Consider the following 18,305-nt stretch of genomic DNA (forward strand, 5'->3'; position numbering starts at 1 on the left):
GCTATTCCTCTACCAGCGCTTTAACCCAGGGCCGGTGTTGTTCGTTTTGCAATATGGCAGTTCGCAGCCGCAGGCACACCAAAGCCAGCATCAACACCTTAAATGCCAGAATACTGATTAACAGCGGCCATAGCATGCTCGGGTCGATAGACGGCTTGGCAAACTTTGTAATAGACGCGCCCTGGTGCAAGGTGTTCCACCATTCTACAGAGAAATGGATCACCGGCAGATTAATAACACCAATCACCGCCAGCAAAGAAGCTGCCTTTGCGCCGGTCTGGCGATCAGAAAAAGCACCGCTTAAAGCAATAACGCCTAAATACAAAAACAGCAGAATCAGCTCTGATGTCAGTCTGGCATCCCAAACCCACCAGGTGCCCCACATTGGTTTGCCCCATGCCATACCGGTAATAAGAGCAATAGCGGTGTATACAGCACCTATCGGTGCTATCGCAGTAACTGACCATTGTGCCACCTTAACCTGCCATACCAGCGCAATAAAAGCGGCAATCGCCATGGCAGAGTATGTACCCATCGACATAATGGCAGATGGCACATGAATATGGATGATACGGTAACTGTCGCCCTGCTGATAATCAGGCGGTGTAAATGCCAGCCCCCAGATATTACCTAAGGCTAACAGGGCCACACCTGACAGCATTAACCACGGATAAAAACGCCCACACAACCGGTATACGGTTTCCGGCTTGGCATAAGGATGCAACCACTTAAACATATCAGCTCACATTCAGTTTTAGTGCGCTAATCACCGCCAACGGGATCAGCGCCATTGCAAACAATAACATGGCCAGCATAATAGCGAGCTGCCCGTGATAAGGCAGCCCCATTGCCGCAGCTTCCATTGCAGAGCTGGCGAAAATCAGCAAAGGAATATACAGCGGCAGGATAAGCAGTGCCAGTAAAATACCACCTTTGTCGGCAGATACCGTCAAGGCTGCGCCCATAACACTGAGCAGACTGAGCAGAGGTGTTCCCAGTAACAGCGTCAGTGACATCGCCACAAACTCTGCACTGTTGATACTCAGGAGTAATGCCACCAGTGGCGATAGCAGCACCAGTGGTAAGCCAGTACTAAGCCAGTTAGTAAAAAGCTTGGCCAGCACAAAACTGAGTAATGGCTGACGTGCTGCCACCAGTTGTTCAACTACCCCATTGCGATAATCATCTTTAAACAACCGTTCCGCAGCCAGAAGTACGCTCAAGAGAGCGGCAATCCAGACAATACCGGGCGCCATCAGGCGCAGCATATTAGGCTCTGGCCCGACGCCCAGCGGAAACAAACTCAGCACTATGACAAAAAACAGAACCGGATTCAGCCAGTCTGCTTTTTGCCGCGCCAGCAAGCGCAGCTCACGCTTAACAAAAGTACTCAGTGCTACCATCGGTATGCCAGCTCCAGTGTGGTTTGTCTGGCAAATGCCATGCTGAGGCTTTGATGCGTGGTCAGCACTATGGCGCCACCTTGTTGCAAATGTTCTGCAAAATGTTGCTGCAGCATTGCTATAGCCGTTTGATCTAACGCCGTGAAGGGTTCATCCAATATCCACAACTGGCGTCTGGTAAACCATAACCGGGCCAGTGACACCCTGCGCTGCTGCCCTGCCGACAACATTCTACAGGGAATATCCTCCAACCCCGCCAGGCCAAGCTCAGCCAGCAAAGCGAAATCATCAGCCTTAGCTATACCCGAGGCTGAGCGCCAGAAGCTGAGGTTCTCCAGTGCAGTTAATTGCTCATGAATGCCACTTTGGTGGCCGATATAACAAAGATTAGCGGCATAATCGCTGCTTGCCGCGGTTAGAGGCTGTTGGCGGTAATACAAGCCGCCATCATCAGGTGCAACAAGGGCGGCCAGAATACGCAGCAATGAGCTTTTGCCTGCACCATTTTTTCCGGCGATTTGAACTAATTCGCTGGCATGCACCCTGAAATCCAGCTGCTCAAACAGCACGCGGTCCTGGCGGATACAACACAGGCCAGCGCCATGCAACAGCAATTCGTCGGTTGGAACGGGATAAGGTTGTGGTGTGCTCACTAATCTCTGGCTATCGACGACAGTAAAAATTGGGCGCATATTACCATACTGACGGCATAATACGAATGCAGCGCGGTATCAGAGTGAAGGAAAAACAGGTAAAAATATGAACCAGATCAATCTGGATAAGCTATCACAACTGGCATCAGGCGCCCCTGCAGACACATCAGCGCTTAAACTGGTTGTTGCACAGGTGTATCAGGGGCAGATCCAGCAGCTCAGCAGTGATGGTTTTCGTCTGCAACTTCCCTCAGCGCACGGCGCATTGCAGATAGATTTACCGGCATCAGCCTCAACTTCACTGCAACAACTGGTGCAGCGCAGTCTGCCTGAACAGATGCAAAATCTAGCGACACAGCAACAACTTGCTCACCATACAAGGCAGCAAAAAGTGCCGGTACAGGTGCAGTTTCAGCCTCAACCGGATGGCCAGATTAAACTTAGTCTGCAAAGCAGCACTGCCCCCGTTACGCTGACACTGCAACCACAACACTTAAGGGCACTTTTGATTGCACTGTTCAGCAGCCAAAACGCAGCCACTTTAGTTAAAAGTGGCGATAGCAACAGCAGCGCTGCCCTGGTAACAGCCAAACTACAAACTCAGGGCAACAACTATCAGGTGCAATTACCCACTCTACCACCCCTGCAGCTGAAAACTGATGCTCAAAGCAGCCTGGCAACTGCGCTGGCAGGCAGTCATTCAAAGCAGCTGACCGTGGTGCTGCAGCTGACAAGTCATGACAAGACGCTCAGTACAAACCTGCTACTTGGCGCCGCGCAAGGCCAGCCGCCAGGTGTCACTTTACTGGATAAACCTCAGCAGCTGGCACTTATGCGGCAGCTGGTTCAGGCTTTTAATCAACTGCAACTGAGCACAGCCAATAGCCAGCATCCGGCCATGCAAATACTGAAACCTGTGATTGCTGCGCGTCCCGATTTATCCGGCAGCTATCAGGTACAACTACAGCCATCTGCTCAACCTTTGCAGTTACAGCTGATCCCTCAAAAAGCCCAGCTGCAACTTTCTGTATCGCCAGAGGATAGTAATCGTGCAATACAGTTTGTTGCGCCCGGGGCAAGCAGTCAAACCACAACAGCGAAACCGCAAACTGGTGCTAACAGCCTGCCGCAGGTAGTGCAGCAAGCCTGGCGCAATCTGTTGCCATTGCTGTCTGCCCACGCTGATCTGTTGGCCGATTTGCCTGAACTGCCAGAGCCGGTGCAACAGGTGCTGCAACTGGTCAGACAAAGCCAACCGGATAGCAGTAAAGTCTTATCTGCTACTCAACTTGTCTCTCAGCTGCAAAGCCTGCTACAGTTTCAGCCACTGCAAAATCAGCCAAATGTTCAAACCACCGGCGGTGCACTGGCGGTAGCAATCCAGTTACTGCTGGGCCATCTGATGCAAAAACCTCAAAATGCAGCACTGCAACCTGCTAACCAAAAACTGGCGCAGCTGATTAATACCCTGGAACCTGCGCAGGCCAGCAGCCTGCTGCGGCAGTTGGCCAGCCATAGCAGTACTTTACAGCAAAGCCAACTGGCGACACTTGACAGTAATCAGGCCACCCAACAGCATCTGTTGTTGCAGCTGCCGCTACAACAGGGGGAGCAGTCGGTATTTAGCCAGATCCAATTAGAACAACGTGAGGCCGACGGCAAACAGCAGCCAGGAAAAGAGACACAATGGCAATTGACGATGCGGTTTGAACTGCAGCAATTGGGAGCACTGCTGGTGGTTGCCAAACTGCAACAACAGCAGCTGCAGTTGCAATTTTATACTGAGCAGCAAGAGGCAAAGCAGCTGGCAGACCGCTTCTTACCTATTCTGAAAGACCGTTGTACTATGCAAGGCCTGGTTGTCAGTGAAGCAGAATGCGTACTGGGCAAAATTCCGGATACGCTGTTGCCACGGGCCAATAGTTTGCTGGCAATAAAGGTGTAATGATAAACATGACTGATGATAAATATAAAACCGCAACAGCGCTGCAATATGCCGGTAAACAGGCTCCTACGGTAACAGCAAAAGGCCATGGCGATTTGGCCGATGATATCGTTGCGCTGGCCAGGCAACATGGCGTATTGATACATCAGGACGAAGAATTAAGTAAGTTGCTTAGCCAGCTTGAACTTGGCGAACAAATACCACCTCAGCTTTATATTGTGATAGCCGAATTAATCGCATTTTCGTACGTGCTACAGGGGAAATTCCCAAAAGACTGGCACAACATACACCAACGCATTGATTTTAAAACATAAAAGCGCTAGTGCTTTTAATATGTATTTAGAAATTCTGCTATAACTGTCTTTTTTGCTGATGCAGATTAAACAGCAATTCAGCTTCTGCTCGGGGTAATTCACATTCGCGCATAATTTCATCCAAATCTGCGCCCAGCTGCACCATTTTCATCGCCCGGCTGTATATTTTGGACTCAGGGTCGGTCATTTCCATCGCTTGTTGCTTGTCAGACAACTCCCGCAACGAAGAGCTGAGTTGATTGTTTAGTTGAGTCAGAGTTGATTCAAGCTGTAACACCCGCTGCCCGACACCAATGATGCCGGCACGCAACTCTTCCACTTCAAGCTTCGCGTGCTCCTGTTGCCGGGCACTGAAATCAATGCGTTTTTCCAGTAGCTCAAGCTGCCCTGCGGTGCGTTGCTTCAGGCTGCGTACCCATAGGTAACAAGCTAGCATCAACACCAGTAGCAACACAGCCTGAACTGTTACAGCAAGCCACATCGTCGTCATCAGATCGAGCTGATCTCTTCCCACTCTTCGTCACTGAGTAGTTTATTTAAGTCAACCAGGATCAACAGCTCACCCTCACGGTTTGACACCCCCTGAATAAAGCGCGCGCTTTCTTCTGTGCCTACGTTCGGCGCAGTATCAATTTCAGAAGATTTCAGGTAAACCACTTCAGCAACGCTGTCGACGAGAATACCAATAACCTGCTTCTCGGCTTCAATAATAACAATCCGGCTGTTTTCAGTAACTTCTGCAGGTTCGAGGCCAAAACGCGAACGGGTATCAATAACCGTGACCACGTTACCGCGCAAATTAATGATACCCAATACATAGTCTGGCGAGCCGGGTACCGGTGCAATCTCGGTATAACGCAATACTTCCTGCACCTGCATTACATTGATACCGTAGGTTTCTTCCTGCAGTTTAAATGTGACCCATTGCAACACAGTGTCTGCGGATTCACTATTTTTAGCAGACTGCTTGGTTAAATTACTCATGCACAGCTCCTGTATTAAAACCTTCCCGTTTAGGCACTGATATCCAGACCACGGTTTAATAAATCTATCATAGCGTCAACATCGACCAATACACACATATGTTTTTTTATCAGTCCGGCCATCCAGGGCCTTTTGCCACCAACTTCACGCCACTTCACGTCATCCTGTTCCAGCACATAGGTATTAATCAATGTTTCACAGCATAATCCCCAGTCGCTGTTACCCAGCATGATAACATACTGATAGTTTAGCTTTTCCTGAAGCATGGCGTCATACTTTTCTGGCATGACCCAACAAGCGGTATCTACTGTATTGATTTTTTGCTCACGATACAGCATCACGCCCTTAAACCATTCAGGCTTACCGATCAGGCTGCTAATTTTACCCATTTGATGAATACCGCCAAGTTCTTTTAGCGGTACCGCAACTTTCAAACCTGCCACATCAAAAAACAGCGCCTGAAATTTCCCCTGACGATAATCTTTCAGCACAGGTGCAACAACCTGAGGCGGCTGCGGCTCTGCTTTAACCGGCGTGGCTAAACGCTCTGCCACCGGTACATCGCGTTGCTGTAATTGCTGCGTTTTTTCTGCGACAGCAAAGCGCTCTTTTAACGCGGCAAGCGCTTTTGCCTCTGTATCCGTTTTAACCTGAGCTTTCGTATCTGGCTGAGCCGGTGTTTTTGTCACTGCAGGACTGGTCGAAACCACTGCCTGCGACAACAGCTCATTTAGCTGCTGCTTTTTCTGTTCCGCAAGTACAACCTGTTCTGTTTGCTCTTCTTCGGTTAACAAAGCAGCCAGATAATGCTGCATGACCTTCTGACTGGCAATTAAGTTGCTCATGCTGACTCCGGCGTCAGCTGCAACAGATAAGTCAACAGCGTGTTGTAAGCAAAAACACCGCGAGATGCAGATGCGAACTCACTTGGCGGTGTCTGTGCCAGGCTGGCATCGCGGAACTTGGTATCGACCGGTATTACCGCTGACCATACCCTGTCCTGATATTTTGCTTTCAGCTCTTTGTAAGCTTCCAAAGATGCCTTAGTGCGCTTGTCATACATAGTAGGGATAATAGTATAGGCATACTCCTTTTGCTGAGAAGTACGCATTAGCGCCATCGTTGCTATCATCCTTTCCAAACCTTTCAATGCCAGAAACTCGGTTTGCACCGGGATCAGGATCCGATCGCAGGCCGCAATGGCATTAACCATTAACACACCCATTACCGGTGGACAATCTATCAGCACATAGTCATATTCTTTCTTGATCTTTTGTAAAGCTTTTTTCAGCATCAGGCCCATGCCGCCTTTACTACCCAGAGACCGGTCCAATGTCGCCAGAGCCATAGAAGATGGCAGTATATCCAGGTTTGCCATGCCACTTGGACACAGCGACTGCAGGATCTCCTCACTGCTGATATCTTTACCGCGAATAAAGATATCGTACACACTCACTTCCAGCTCTTCTGCATCAATACCAAAGTAATAAGTTAGTGAGGCATGCGGATCGGTATCGACCAATAAGACTTTATAGCCTCGTTGTGCCAGCAAGCCTCCTAGCGTAACAGTAGTGGTGGTTTTACCTACACCACCTTTCTGATTTGCAACTGTCCAAATAACCACTTCAGGGTTCCTGTTGTTCTGGCGGAACGACATCTGGGTTGTCTTCACGCGTAGTAATACGGATGCCGCCGCCGGGTAAGGCTATCACTTTAATGCTGCCGTCTTGCTGTGACACTTTCTCAAGCTGCCGTTGTAAAACACCGGCATCTTCAGTACGGCTTGGTGTATCGCTGTTTTCTGACGACATTGGCGGCTGATAGCCGTAACGGGATATTGCGATCACCACTTTACGATTTGCCGCACGCCCCTCTGCACTGTCGTTCTGTTCAAATGGATAATACTGGCCGTAACCTTCAATTGCCAGACGTTGCGGAGCAGTACCTAACTGTTCCAGTAACCTCAGTACAGAAGTCGCTCTGCTAACCGATAATTCCCAGTTTGAAGAAAATAATTCGTTGTTGATAGGTTCATCGTCTGTATAGCCGCGCACCCGGATAAAGTTATTGATAGGATTAATTACCCGGGTAATTTCAGTTAGCAGCGTTGTGGCTGACTGCGTCGCAGTTGCGCTGCCACTGGCGAACAACAGGCCACTGCTTAATTCAATAGTTAACCAGTTCTGGTCTTGCTGCAACTTTGCCAGCCCCTGCTCCAGCAAATTGGCTAATGCCTTTGTTAATTGCTGTTCTACCGATTGCAGCGGACTACCGAGCAAACGCTCGGAAACATCGGAAAGACGGGTAGCATCTGCCACCAACTCAGGGCCTTTAGCCTGTTCGAGTGAGCTGCCATAAAGATCGAATTCACTCTGTGCTGTCGGCGTTGTTAGTACCGACTGCCCGGGTACACCGGTACCAGATTGCTCCGGCTTTTCAAACATCCGGGTCAGGCTGTCGGCCAATACGCTGTATTGTTCTTCTTTAACAATCGCCATCGCATACAACACCACAAACAACGCAAACATTAATGTCATGTAGTCGGCATAAGACACCAGCCACCTGTCCAGTTGTTCTGGCTCTACCTGTGAATGCTTTTGCTTATGACGATACATAGGCGTTATCCCGGATGATAAGCAGACAGTTTACGCTCGATATTTCGGGGGTTCTCACCATGAGCGATAGACACCAGACCTTCGATTATCAGTTCATGATATAAAGTGCGTTGGTGCACCAGGCTCTTTAATTTATTACCAACAGGAATAAACACCAGATTGGCAAAACCTACACCGTAAATTGTAGCGACGAATGCAGTCGCGATCCCCGTGCCAAGTAATTCCGGTTCAGAAATATTGGCCATCGCCTGAATAAGCCCCAAGACTGCACCAACGATACCAATGGTTGGGCTATAGCCGCCCATGGCTTCAAAGATACGGGCACCACGTAACAAACGCTCGCGCTCCAGCGTTAATTCTGCATCCAGCGTATCCTGCAAAGCACTGGGCTCTACACCGTCGACCAGCAGGTTAAGACCGCGATGTAAAAATGGGTCTTGCTCTGCCAATGCATCATTTTCAAGTGCCAGAAAACCGCTGCCACGTGCCGCGCTTCCCCAATGCACAATGCGCTCAACAGTGTGCTGCAGAGGTATATGGTTCGGTCTTATCACCCAAGGCAGCATTTTCAGCCCCAGCTGAAACTGACTAACCGGCGTTTGCAACATAACCGCACCTATGGTGCCGCCAAATACAATCAGAAACGCAGGGAAATGCAGCAAAGTGGTAAGGCTGCCGCCCTCAATAACAAAGCCGCCTGCAACCGCCAGTATCGCCAGCAAAAAACCGCTGACAGCCAGCTTATCCATTTGCAACTTCCGTTATTAGACGCGATGCGACGTCATTAAGACCAACCTCTACGTCCATCAGTCCGGCGGCAGCAATTGCCTGAGGCATACCATAGACCACACAACTGGCTTCATCCTGCGCCCATATTCTTGAACCGGTTTGCTTAAGCAAACGTGCACCTTCCCTGCCGTCGGCGCCCATTCCGGTCAGAACAACTGCCAGTACTTTGTCGGCATATACTTTAGCAGCTGTCGCGAACGTAATGTCCACGCTGGGTTTAAACGTTATACGTGGCGAGTCATCTTCTTTAACCCTCAGGCGGGCGTCGCGTTCACTGCCCTCAATCAGCATTTGCTTACCACCTGGTGCCAGATAGGCTACGCCAGGCCGGAGCACATCATTATCCTTTGCTTCACACACTTCAATTTTCGCCAATGAATTAAGGCGCTGGGCAAAAGCCCCGGTGAATGCAGCCGGCATATGCTGAATAAGCACGATAGGTAACGGAAAATCAGCCGGTAGTGCGGTGATAATACGCTGCAATGCTACGGGGCCGCCGGTCGAGGTACCAATAGCCACTAATTTGTACTGTTTACCACTGGCCTGAAAACGCGTAGTTGAAGAGCTGACACGCTCACTCAGCTTTGGTCGCTCAAATGTACTGCGTGTTAATGCGGGCCGCTCGCTTAGCCTGGGAGCGGTCGCAGGCTCTGAGCGCTGGCTTAAAGAACTTGAAAACGTTGTTCTGCCGAGTTGCCGTTTACGGGCAACTGCCCGGACTCTGTCCCTGAGCAACTGGCCTGCTTCATCTTTATCGCGTGCAATGTCTTCGAACTTCTTCGGTAGGAAATCGACCGCGCCAGCTTCAAGTGCATCAAGCGTTGCCTTTGCCCCTTCATGTGTTAAAGATGAAAACATCAGAATGGGAATACGCTGCTGCTGCATAATTTCACGCACGGCAGAAATACCGTCAAGCACCGGCATTTCAACATCCATCGTGATAACGTCAGGCCTTAGCGCTAACGCTTTTTCAACAGCTTCACGGCCGTTATTAGCGGTATCTGCGATTTCAATATCGCCGTCCTTCGCCAGAATTTCTGTCAGACGACGACGAAAAAAGCTTGAATCATCAACCACTAACACCTTTATCGCCATAGGTTTTTCTCCTTAGGCGTTCACTTTATTGAAGCGATCAAACTTGATCTTTGATTTCTTCGCGTAATGTTTCAGAAGGTTAGGTACATCCAGGATCAGTGCAATACCACCATCGGACGTAATGGTTGCCCCCGCCATACCCGGCGTGCCCTGAAGTAGCGCGTCCAGAGGCTTAATGACAACTTCTTCCTGTCCGATCAATGAGTCGACAACGAAGCCAACCTGCTGGGTGCCTATTTGCACGATAACCACGTGGCCCTGCTCACGACGGCGCTTCTTATCAGAGCCTTTGACCAACCAGTGCTCCAGGAAGAACAGCGGAATAGCTTTGTTGCGCACCACCACAGTAAGTTGCCCGTCTACCACATTGGTTTTGTTCAAATCCAGATGGAAGATCTCACTGACGCCAGCAAGTGGTAATGCAAAAGTCTGCTTTCCAACGACAACCATCAGTGTTGGCAAGATGGCCAATGTCAGCGGCACTTTAATTTCCAGTAACGTGCCTTCGCCCATTTTTGAGTGAATATGCACAGTACCGTTTAACTGGTTAATTTTGGTCTTAACCACATCCATACCTACGCCGCGGCCGGATATGTCAGAAATCTGCTCTTTGGTTGAAAAACCAGGCGCAAAAATCAGGTTAAAAGCTTCTGTATCGGACATTCGTCCTGCGGCATCACTGTCGAGAATACCGCGCTTGATTGCAATACCTTTTAGCTTTTCCGGGTCCATGCCGGCACCATCATCATGGATAGTAAGCAAAATATGGTCACCAGCCTGAGCAGCAGCTAGCTTAACTGTACCGGTACGTTTCTTACCGGCCTTCTGCCGCACATCCGGCATTTCAATGCCATGGTCTACCGAGTTACGTACTAAGTGAACTAACGGGTCGGCCAGCGCTTCTACCAGGTTTTTATCTAAATCAGTTTCTTCACCTTCCAGCACCAGTTCAATATCTTTTTGCAGTGAACGCGCTAAATCGCGTACAACCCGGGGGAAGCGGCCAAATACTTTCTTAATTGGCTGCATCCGGGTTTTCATGACCGCGCCCTGAATGTCTGCAGTAACCACATCCAGATTCGAAATGGCTTTACTCATTTCTTCGCTTTGTACTGTGCCAGACAGACTCACCAAACGGTTACGTACCAATACCAACTCGCCGACCATGTTCATAATTTGGTCAAGCCGCTTAGTATCAACCCTGACAGTTGTTTCAGCCTGAGCAGCCTGCTGAGCCGCTGCGGCTTTATCTGCTGCAGGCGCTGGCACCGGCGCAGCCTTAGGCTCTGCTGGGGCAGGTTTTACTGCTGCAGCTGAAGGTTCTGATGAAACAGATTTTGGCGTTGGCGCAGGCGCAGCGGCCGGCCCCTGGCCTTTACCATGTAATTGATCGAGTAAAGCTTCAAACTCAGCATCATCAATTTCATCGTCCGCTTTGGCCTTTGCTGCCGGCTCTGCAGCTGATGGCTTAGCGGCGGTGTCAGGAATAAAAGACCCTTTGCCATGCAACTGGTCCAGAATAGCTTCAAACTCATCATCAGTGATATCGTCACCGCCATCAGCTGCGGGTGCAGAGTTCGGCACAGGTGCTGATGTTGTAACAGCCGGTCCTTTATTTTTACCGTGCAGTTCGTCCATCATCTGCTCAAATTCTTCTTCAGTAATATCATCAACATTACCGGCAGAGGATGGCTGAACGACAGGTGCCGGAGCAGGCTCTGGTTTTGCCGGCTCAGCTTTAGCTACAGCAGGAGGAGGAGAACCCGCAGCTTCAGGTTCACTGTAGTAGTGCAGTGCATCAAGAATAGCAGCAGATGCGGGCGTCAGGGGCTGACGGTTCTGCACTTCAACAAACATGGCATTGATGCTGTCAAGCGACTGCAGAATAACGTCCATCAGCTCTGGTGTAACACGGCGCTTGCCAGTACGCAGAATATCGAAAACGTTTTCAGCACCATGACAGGCATCAACCAGCTCGGTTAATGACAGAAACCCTGCTCCACCTTTCACCGTATGGAAACCCCGGAAAATGGCATTCAGCAAATTCGCGTCGTCCGGATTATTCTCCAGCTCAACCAGTTGCTCCTGCAGTAATTCCAGAATCTCACCGGCCTCTACCAGGAAGTCCTGCAGTATATCCTCATCCATATCAAAGCTCATGCAAAGACACCTCTGTTAAAAACCTAAGCTGGATAACAAATCATCAACGTCATCCTGACCACTCACAACATCATCGCGCTCTGCAGCGTCAATGATAGGCCCTTCGGCTTCGTGGGCCTTAGGTTTGCTTTTCGCAGGTTTAGCTTCAGTCTGAACCATCAGGCTCGACTGACCAAATGCGGTCAGCAGGCCAATCAGACTTTCCTCAACCTCACGAACAAGCTCGATTACCCTACGCAATATCTGCCCGGTCAAATCCTGATAATCCTGAGCCATCAGCACATCTGTCAGCAATGAATTCAGAGTGTTCGAGTCATTGTTTGCCTGTTGAAAAAAACCATCAAGATTATGGCAAAGCGATTTAAACTCACCCAGTTGCATCTGACGCTGCATCAGCTTCTGCCACTGTGGCTGTATTTTGCCTAACTGTTGTGTCAGCTGATCAGCAATAGGTAAGCAAGACTCCACTGCATCCATGGTGCGGTTAGCGGCTTGCTCTGTCATGTCTATAACATGATTAAGCCGTTTTTTTGCATCGGGAATATCTTCCTCGAGCAAGTTGTTTAACGAAGGGTCAATTTGGAAATTTTTAAGTGAATCATGCAATTGACGGGTGAGTTTGCCAACTTCTGCAAACAATTCAGAAGAACCAGGTACAGCCAACTGCTGTACCAACTCATTGGCAGACTCGTTTTCTCCCATCTCCAGCAGTTGGACTAACTCCCTGGCCTGCTCCAGTGAAATTAAAGGCTCCGTAATTGCGGACATGGCAACGCTCCTTTGTCAGTTACGATTAGCCAATCCGTTCAAACACTTTAGCTAACTTCTCTTGCAGCGTAGCGGCAGTAAAAGGTTTTACAATATAACCGTTCACCCCAGCCTGCGCAGCAGCAATGATTTGCTCTTTCTTCGCTTCAGCCGTTACCATCAGCACCGGAATATGTTTTAGTTTGGCGTCTGCTCGAATTGCCCGAAGTAAATCAATACCTTGCATGCCAGGCATGTTCCAGTCAGTTACCACGAAATCGAAATCACCGTTTTGCAGCATAGGCAACGCTGTGCTACCGTCGTCTGCTTCAGATACATTTGTAAAGCCAAGGTCACGTAACAGATTTTTTATTATGCGTCTCATGGTTGAAAAATCATCTACCACAAGAATTTTCATGTTCTTATCCAAAATCCCCTCCGACGAGATATTACTGTTATCTCAGAATAGGTTACAACCAATCCTGCATTCTGGCTTTTAATCTGACCAATGCCTGACTATGGATTTGACTGATCCGGGACTCACTGACATTAAGCACTGCCCCGATCTCCTTCAAGTTTAGTTCGTCATTATAATACAGCGAAAGCACTAATGCTTCACGCTCAGGTAAACTACTGATTGTTTTTGCTAAATCCTGATGAAAGCTTTCGCTTGCCTGACTTTCATATAAATGATCTGAGTCAGTATCACCAGAGGTTACCAGCACATCTTCTGAAACACCAAGATCTTCTATCCCGATGATTCTGCCACTGCTGATATCACTTAGCATATGATGGTATTCATCCAAAGATATATCAAGTTTTTCAGCAACTTCACTATCTTTTATGTCTCTACCATACAAAGCCTCAAGCTCTGCTATGGTCTCCGCGATCAAACGGGCGTTACGATGTACAGAGCGGGGAGTCCAATCCCCTCTGCGCATTTCGTCAAGCATAGCGCCGCGGATACGGATACCGGCAAAAGTTTCAAAACTGGCACCCTTGCTGCCATCAAAGTTTTTCGCTGCTTCTATCAGGCCAATCATACCTGACTGAATTAAATCATCGACCAACACACTAGCTGGTAGTCTCGCCATCAGATGGTAAGCTATGCGTTTAACCAAAGGGGCGTGGCGTTCGACCAACTGCTGCATATGGTCAACACCACCATAAGCTGCAATTTTACTGTTCACGCTATCCCCCGATCAATGTGAGGTTGAACCAGCTGTTCCAGAAAAAACTCCAGATGCCCGGACGCAGTAGCAGGTAATGGCCATTTTGCAGCTTTCAATGCCAGACTCTTCACCGCCATGCTGGCTGGTGTTTTTGGGAATGCTTCAACAAAGGCTTTTTGTTTACGTGCTGCTTTACGCACATTTTCATCGTAAGGAATGGTCGCCACAAGCTCTAAACTGACATCTAAAAAGCGATCAGTTACTCTGGTTAACTTCGCAAACAGTTCCTGGCCTTCTTTCAGGCTGCGCACCATATTGGCAACTATCTTAAACTTTTCGACACCATGGTCACGGCTGAGGATCTTCATCAGGGCGTAAGCATCCGTAATCGAGGATGGCTCATCACAAACCACAACCATCACATCCTGTGAGGCTCTGGAGAAACTCAGCACCATATCGGAAATACCGGCTGCTGTATCAACTAACAAGACATCAACAGGCGTCTGTAATTCGCTGAAGGCTCTGATAAGCCCTGCATGTTCAGCTGGCGCCAGCTCTGTCATATTCTGAGAGCCGGACGTGGCAGGTATAATTTTAATACCAAAAGGGCCGTCGATGATCACATCATCCAGCTCGGCCTCGCCCGCCAGTACATGCGATAAGTTTTTTTCTACCCGAAGCCCCAGCATAACGTCACAGTTAGCCAGGCCCAAATCTGCATCCAGCACCAGCACGCGCTTTCCCAGCTGGGCCAGCGACATGGCAAGGTTCAGCGTAACGTTGGTTTTACCCACGCCGCCTTTACCACCGGTAACTGATATTACTTTTACCATCTGCTTATTCATTCTTCTCAGGCCATTGGCTTGATCATCGGTATTGTCATGACTATGCATAGGTTCCGTCCGCGCGGCTCATCTGGTCGTTATACCACTGGTGAACCGTACTACTTTGTGCAATTCGTAATTTCTCTGCCTGCTGCACCAGCTTCTGTGCATCAGCAACAGCTATATCTTCAGGGACACGCTGGCCATTCGTCAAGTAACTTACCGGCAGCGCATTTGCAATAGCCACATTGATCACTTCACCTAAACTTAAGCATTCATCAAGTTTGGTGAAAATACAACCAGACAACGGAATACGTTTAAAATGGGTGACACTTTCCTGCATAACCCTTGCCTGCGCTGTCGCAGACAATACCAGATAACTTTTTATTTTGACACGACTATTATGCATCAGGCTGGCAAGTTTTTCAGCCAAACGTACATCGCGCTGGCTCATACCTGCAGTATCTATCAATATCAGTTTGCGTTGTTGTAACTGATTAATTAACAGCGCCAGCTCATCACTGTCTTTTGCCAGTTTTACCGGACAACCTATTATCCGGCCAAATGTCGCTAATTGCTCAAAAGCGCCAATCCGATAACTATCCGTGGTAATCAGGGCCACCTGATCGGCGCCATGGCGCTTGGCAAACTCTGCCGCAAGCTTAGCAACCGTTGTCGTTTTCCCGACACCTGTCGGGCCAACCAACGCAACCACCCCACCACGGCGCAATATATCGTCATTGGTTGTGCTCAGTTGTCCGCCAAGCAGCTCTAAAGCTGCCTCCCAGGCATCTGCACTGTTTAGCTCTTCCGGCATAAAACACGCCAGCTGATCAGCAACCTGTTCAGACAATCCTAATTGCTGCAGGTTTTCGATAATTAGCGCCCGCACGGGTTCACGTCGAGCCAGATCCTGCCACATTAAACCTGATACCTGATGCTGTAATAACTGGCGCATGGACAACATTTCGCTGCGCATAGCATCCATTTGCTGCTGCACTAACTTCGCTTGTTGCTCCTGAAGTTTAGTCAGCTCTGTTAGCTGAACGGTATTAGCGCTTGCTGCCGCGCCAGAAGTTTGACGCTCAAATTGAGCCGCACGCGGCGCTTCCTGCGCTGCAGATTTTACAGCCGGTTTAGCGGTGGCATTTTGTGTCACCTGTTGCTTTATCATCTGCCGGGCTAACAAGGCTTTTAGCGAATCTGCCGGCGCTTGCGCTTCGTCATCATCATCCACAGTAGCGCTGAAGCGCGGTTCAGGCCGAGGCTGCGCTGCAGGCACGGGCTTAGCCGCGGGTACCGGTTCCTGATCTATCGCTGCAACAATCTCGACGCCTTCAGCGACCTTTTTGTTTGACAGAATAATAGCATCCGGGCCAAGAAACTCTTTTACCTCAGTTAAGGCTGTGCGCATATCTTTTGCGACAAAACGTTTGATTTTCATCAGTTATCTCCTAACTTGCCTGGCCTATTACGCTGACAATCCGAATTTGTTTATCATCAGGTATCTCCTGATATGACAATACCCTAAGTCCTGGAATGGTGTATTTCACGAATCGTGCCATTACTGAGCGTAAAATTCCTGACGTTAGCAACACCGCACTGTCGCCACTTAATTCCTGGCTCTGATGTGCATCCTGCAATGACTGCTGAATACGGTCAGCTAAACCCGGCTCTATGCCAGCACCGTCGTTGCCGGCAGCCTGCATTGATTGATGCAGCATCTGCTCCAGTTCAGGTGCAAAGGTAATAACCGGGATTTCTTTGCGATTGCCGCCCACTTCCTGCACGATAAGCCGGCGCAGCGCAATACGGCATGCAGCCGTCAGCACATCAACATCCTGACTCTTAGCACCATACTCCACCAGTGTCTGCACTATGGTACGCATATCACGGATTGGCACACCTTCATTCAGCAGGTTCTGCAGTACTTTTACCACTGAGGTCAGCGGCAAGGTATCTGGCACCAAGCCTTCAACCAGTTTCGGTGAGTGTTTGGCCAGCATATCCAGCAGGTTCTGAACTTCTTCATGTCCAAGCAAGCTGGCTGCATGATTGGTCAGGATCTGACTTAAATGGGTCGCTACTACTGTAGCTGCGTCAACAACGGTATAGCCTAAGGTCTGTGCATGTTCGCGCTGATCTTTACCAATCCATACCGCATCTAGGCCAAAAGCCGGATCTTTAGTGGCAATACCTTTTACCGTACCGAATACCTGCCCAGGGTTGATCGCCAGCTCGTTGTCGTGGCGCAGTTCACCCTCACCGCTGGTTACCCCCATCAACGTCATACGATAACTGTTTGGCTCTAAATCCAGGTTATCGCGGATGTGCACCGCAGGGATAAGAAAACCCAGCTCTTGCGACAATTTTTTACGCACGCCTTTAATCCGGCTTAGCAGTTCGCCACCCTGAGACTTATCAACCAGTGGGATTAGACGGTAGCCGACTTCAAGGCCTATCGTATCGACACCCTGCACATCGTCCCAGCCAATTTCTTTGACGACATTGGTCTCGACCGGCGCCAGATCGGCAGCATTGCGGTTAACCAGTTCGGCTTTGGTTTCATTGTTACGTTTGTGCATCAGGTACGCCAGACCGCCTACTACAGCTGCCAGTGATAAAAATGCAAAATGTGGCATGCCCGGTACTATCCCCATCAGGGTCAGTACGCCAGCGGCAACAAACAGTACATGCACATTGCCCAGCTGATCAGTCATTTGCTGGCCCATGTTTTCAGACTTATTCTGCCGGGTAACAATGATAGCAGTACCGATAGACAGCAACAGTGATGGAATTTGCGCCACCAGGCCATCACCAATCGTCAGCAGGGTATAAATCTCCATCGCATCGCCAAACGACAGATCATGTTGCATCATGCCGATAAACAAACCGCCGACCAGGTTAATCACCAGGATAACGATGCCGGCAATGGCATCGCCTTTTACAAACTTACTGGCACCGTCCATCGAGCCATAGAAATCCGCTTCGCTGGTGACTTCTTCCCGGCGCACCCGCGCCTCTTCCTGCGTGATAAGGCCTGAATTTAAATCAGCATCAATGGCCATTTGTTTACCGGGCATAGCATCCAGCGTGAAACGGGCCGACACTTCAGCAATACGGCCAGCACCTTTGGTTACCACAACGAAGTTAATAATGATTAGAATTAGAAACACGACGATACCGACAGCATAGTTACCACCGATAACCACTGAGCCGAAAGCCTCGATCACTTTACCCGCCGCATCACCACCTTCATGCCCTTCCAGCAGCACCACCCGGGTACTGGCCACGTTCAGTGCCAGTCGCATAATGGTTGCTACCAGCAAAATAGCCGGGAAGGCGCCAAAATCCAGCGGTCGCATGGTGTAAATGGTCACCAGCAGCACTACCAGTGCCAGGGCGATATTAAAGGAGAACAATACATCGAGCAGCAATGGCGGCAATGGCAACACCACCATGGCCAAAGCGGCAAGAATAAATAACGGTGTACCGAGGCCTTTGGCAAAGGCAAATTTCGAGCGGTCGAAATTGGTAAAATAACTGGCTAACTGCATGACAACCCTGACAGTAAATTGGCGCTGTATCAGGTATCAGCAAAAAG

19 protein-coding genes are annotated in these 18,305 nt (G+C 49.4%); 2 read left to right on the plus strand and 17 right to left on the minus strand.

What is annotated here, in order from left to right:
* Position 1: 1 nt before the first annotated feature.
* From AC5SV9_RS03400 to ccmA, 3 genes are read right to left on the minus strand one after another with little or no spacing between them, the layout of a single operon-like run.
* On the minus strand, positions 2-736 hold the full coding sequence (locus AC5SV9_RS03400; protein WP_134053842.1) for a heme ABC transporter permease: 735 nt from the start codon (positions 734-736) through the stop codon (positions 2-4).
* A gap of 1 nt (position 737) precedes the next feature.
* The gene (gene ccmB, locus AC5SV9_RS03405; RefSeq protein ID WP_475152734.1) at positions 738-1,403 is read right to left on the minus strand and encodes a heme exporter protein CcmB; all 666 of its coding nucleotides are present in this window, start codon (positions 1,401-1,403) and stop codon (positions 738-740) included.
* The gene (gene ccmA / locus AC5SV9_RS03410; RefSeq protein WP_475152733.1) at positions 1,397-2,095 is read right to left on the minus strand and encodes a cytochrome c biogenesis heme-transporting ATPase CcmA; all 699 of its coding nucleotides are present in this window, start codon (positions 2,093-2,095) and stop codon (positions 1,397-1,399) included. Before ccmA ends, ccmB begins: the two co-directional genes overlap by 7 nt.
* A 67-nt stretch (positions 2,096-2,162) precedes the next feature.
* Here ccmA and AC5SV9_RS03415 point away from each other — a divergent pair, with 67 nt between their 5' ends.
* On the plus strand, positions 2,163-4,001 hold the full coding sequence (locus AC5SV9_RS03415) for a flagellar hook-length control protein FliK (protein WP_475152730.1): 1,839 nt from the start codon (positions 2,163-2,165) through the stop codon (positions 3,999-4,001).
* A gap of 8 nt (positions 4,002-4,009) precedes the next feature.
* Complete coding sequence (locus tag AC5SV9_RS03420) at positions 4,010-4,315, plus strand: EscU/YscU/HrcU family type III secretion system export apparatus switch protein (RefSeq protein ID WP_475152729.1); 306 nt, start codon at positions 4,010-4,012, stop codon at positions 4,313-4,315.
* A 37-nt stretch (positions 4,316-4,352) separates the two neighbouring features.
* Here AC5SV9_RS03420 and AC5SV9_RS03425 read toward each other — a convergent pair whose 3' ends face one another.
* The 14 genes from AC5SV9_RS03425 to flhA are packed head-to-tail and all read right to left on the minus strand — an operon-like array spanning position 4,353 to position 18,258.
* Positions 4,353-4,805, minus strand: coding sequence for a DUF2802 domain-containing protein (locus tag AC5SV9_RS03425; protein WP_273020833.1), 453 nt, complete (start codon positions 4,803-4,805; stop codon positions 4,353-4,355).
* On the minus strand, positions 4,805-5,299 hold the full coding sequence (locus tag AC5SV9_RS03430; RefSeq protein WP_475152727.1) for a chemotaxis protein CheW: 495 nt from the start codon (positions 5,297-5,299) through the stop codon (positions 4,805-4,807). The genes AC5SV9_RS03425 and AC5SV9_RS03430 overlap by 1 nt, the downstream gene beginning before the upstream one ends.
* Positions 5,300-5,328: 29 nt before the next feature.
* Positions 5,329-6,144, minus strand: coding sequence for a chemotaxis protein CheW (locus AC5SV9_RS03435; protein ID WP_475152724.1), 816 nt, complete (start codon positions 6,142-6,144; stop codon positions 5,329-5,331).
* Positions 6,141-6,923, minus strand: coding sequence for a ParA family protein (locus tag AC5SV9_RS03440; protein WP_134053826.1), 783 nt, complete (start codon positions 6,921-6,923; stop codon positions 6,141-6,143). The genes AC5SV9_RS03435 and AC5SV9_RS03440 overlap by 4 nt, the downstream gene beginning before the upstream one ends.
* A 1-nt stretch (position 6,924) precedes the next feature.
* Positions 6,925-7,914 carry a flagellar motor protein MotB gene (locus tag AC5SV9_RS03445; protein ID WP_475152721.1) on the minus strand — a complete coding sequence of 330 codons (990 nt, stop codon included), beginning with the start codon at positions 7,912-7,914 and terminating at the stop codon, positions 6,925-6,927.
* Between the two features lie 5 nt (positions 7,915-7,919).
* The gene (locus tag AC5SV9_RS03450; RefSeq protein ID WP_475152719.1) at positions 7,920-8,663 is read right to left on the minus strand and encodes a flagellar motor protein; all 744 of its coding nucleotides are present in this window, start codon (positions 8,661-8,663) and stop codon (positions 7,920-7,922) included.
* Entirely contained in the window at positions 8,656-9,798 is a 1,143-nt protein-coding gene (locus tag AC5SV9_RS03455) for a protein-glutamate methylesterase/protein-glutamine glutaminase (RefSeq protein WP_475152716.1), read from the minus strand. The genes AC5SV9_RS03450 and AC5SV9_RS03455 overlap by 8 nt, the downstream gene beginning before the upstream one ends.
* Positions 9,799-9,810: 12 nt before the next feature.
* Positions 9,811-11,958, minus strand: coding sequence for a chemotaxis protein CheA (locus tag AC5SV9_RS03460; RefSeq protein ID WP_475152713.1), 2,148 nt, complete (start codon positions 11,956-11,958; stop codon positions 9,811-9,813).
* A gap of 15 nt (positions 11,959-11,973) precedes the next feature.
* Positions 11,974-12,726, minus strand: coding sequence for a protein phosphatase CheZ (locus tag AC5SV9_RS03465; protein WP_475152711.1), 753 nt, complete (start codon positions 12,724-12,726; stop codon positions 11,974-11,976).
* A gap of 25 nt (positions 12,727-12,751) precedes the next feature.
* Positions 12,752-13,123, minus strand: a complete 372-nt coding sequence (cheY, locus tag AC5SV9_RS03470) for a chemotaxis response regulator CheY (RefSeq protein ID WP_206109480.1) — start codon at positions 13,121-13,123, stop codon at positions 12,752-12,754.
* A gap of 52 nt (positions 13,124-13,175) precedes the next feature.
* Positions 13,176-13,895 (minus strand): RNA polymerase sigma factor FliA, encoded by a 720-nt coding sequence (locus tag AC5SV9_RS03475; protein WP_134053814.1) that lies wholly within the window; start codon positions 13,893-13,895, stop codon positions 13,176-13,178.
* On the minus strand, positions 13,892-14,770 hold the full coding sequence (locus AC5SV9_RS03480) for a MinD/ParA family protein (protein ID WP_134053812.1): 879 nt from the start codon (positions 14,768-14,770) through the stop codon (positions 13,892-13,894). The genes AC5SV9_RS03475 and AC5SV9_RS03480 overlap by 4 nt, the downstream gene beginning before the upstream one ends.
* Positions 14,763-16,145, minus strand: a complete 1,383-nt coding sequence (flhF, locus tag AC5SV9_RS03485) for a flagellar biosynthesis GTPase FlhF (RefSeq protein WP_475152709.1) — start codon at positions 16,143-16,145, stop codon at positions 14,763-14,765. The genes AC5SV9_RS03480 and flhF overlap by 8 nt, the downstream gene beginning before the upstream one ends.
* A gap of 10 nt (positions 16,146-16,155) precedes the next feature.
* Entirely contained in the window at positions 16,156-18,258 is a 2,103-nt protein-coding gene (gene flhA, locus AC5SV9_RS03490) for a flagellar biosynthesis protein FlhA (RefSeq protein WP_134053808.1), read from the minus strand.
* Positions 18,259-18,305 lie beyond the last annotated feature (47 nt).

The sequence above is a fragment of the Rheinheimera sp. ATLC3 genome, assembly GCF_059429535.1.

Coding starts and splice junctions, on each gene's coding strand:
- AC5SV9_RS03400 (WP_134053842.1), bottom strand. CDS start 736: ATGTTTAAGTGGTTGCATCCTTATGCCAAGCCGGAAACCGTATACCGG.
- ccmB (WP_475152734.1), bottom strand. CDS start 1,403: ATGGTAGCACTGAGTACTTTTGTTAAGCGTGAGCTGCGCTTGCTGGCG.
- ccmA (WP_475152733.1), bottom strand. CDS start 2,095: ATGCGCCCAATTTTTACTGTCGTCGATAGCCAGAGATTAGTGAGCACA.
- AC5SV9_RS03415 (WP_475152730.1), top strand. CDS start 2,163: ATGAACCAGATCAATCTGGATAAGCTATCACAACTGGCATCAGGCGCC.
- AC5SV9_RS03420 (WP_475152729.1), top strand. CDS start 4,010: ATGACTGATGATAAATATAAAACCGCAACAGCGCTGCAATATGCCGGT.
- AC5SV9_RS03425 (WP_273020833.1), bottom strand. CDS start 4,805: ATGACGACGATGTGGCTTGCTGTAACAGTTCAGGCTGTGTTGCTACTG.
- AC5SV9_RS03430 (WP_475152727.1), bottom strand. CDS start 5,299: ATGAGTAATTTAACCAAGCAGTCTGCTAAAAATAGTGAATCCGCAGAC.
- AC5SV9_RS03435 (WP_475152724.1), bottom strand. CDS start 6,144: ATGAGCAACTTAATTGCCAGTCAGAAGGTCATGCAGCATTATCTGGCT.
- AC5SV9_RS03445 (WP_475152721.1), bottom strand. CDS start 7,914: ATGTATCGTCATAAGCAAAAGCATTCACAGGTAGAGCCAGAACAACTG.
- AC5SV9_RS03450 (WP_475152719.1), bottom strand. CDS start 8,663: ATGGATAAGCTGGCTGTCAGCGGTTTTTTGCTGGCGATACTGGCGGTT.
- AC5SV9_RS03455 (WP_475152716.1), bottom strand. CDS start 9,798: ATGGCGATAAAGGTGTTAGTGGTTGATGATTCAAGCTTTTTTCGTCGT.
- AC5SV9_RS03460 (WP_475152713.1), bottom strand. CDS start 11,958: ATGAGCTTTGATATGGATGAGGATATACTGCAGGACTTCCTGGTAGAG.
- AC5SV9_RS03465 (WP_475152711.1), bottom strand. CDS start 12,726: ATGTCCGCAATTACGGAGCCTTTAATTTCACTGGAGCAGGCCAGGGAG.
- cheY (WP_206109480.1), bottom strand. CDS start 13,123: ATGAAAATTCTTGTGGTAGATGATTTTTCAACCATGAGACGCATAATA.
- AC5SV9_RS03480 (WP_134053812.1), bottom strand. CDS start 14,770: ATGCATAGTCATGACAATACCGATGATCAAGCCAATGGCCTGAGAAGA.
- flhF (WP_475152709.1), bottom strand. CDS start 16,145: ATGAAAATCAAACGTTTTGTCGCAAAAGATATGCGCACAGCCTTAACT.
- flhA (WP_134053808.1), bottom strand. CDS start 18,258: ATGCAGTTAGCCAGTTATTTTACCAATTTCGACCGCTCGAAATTTGCC.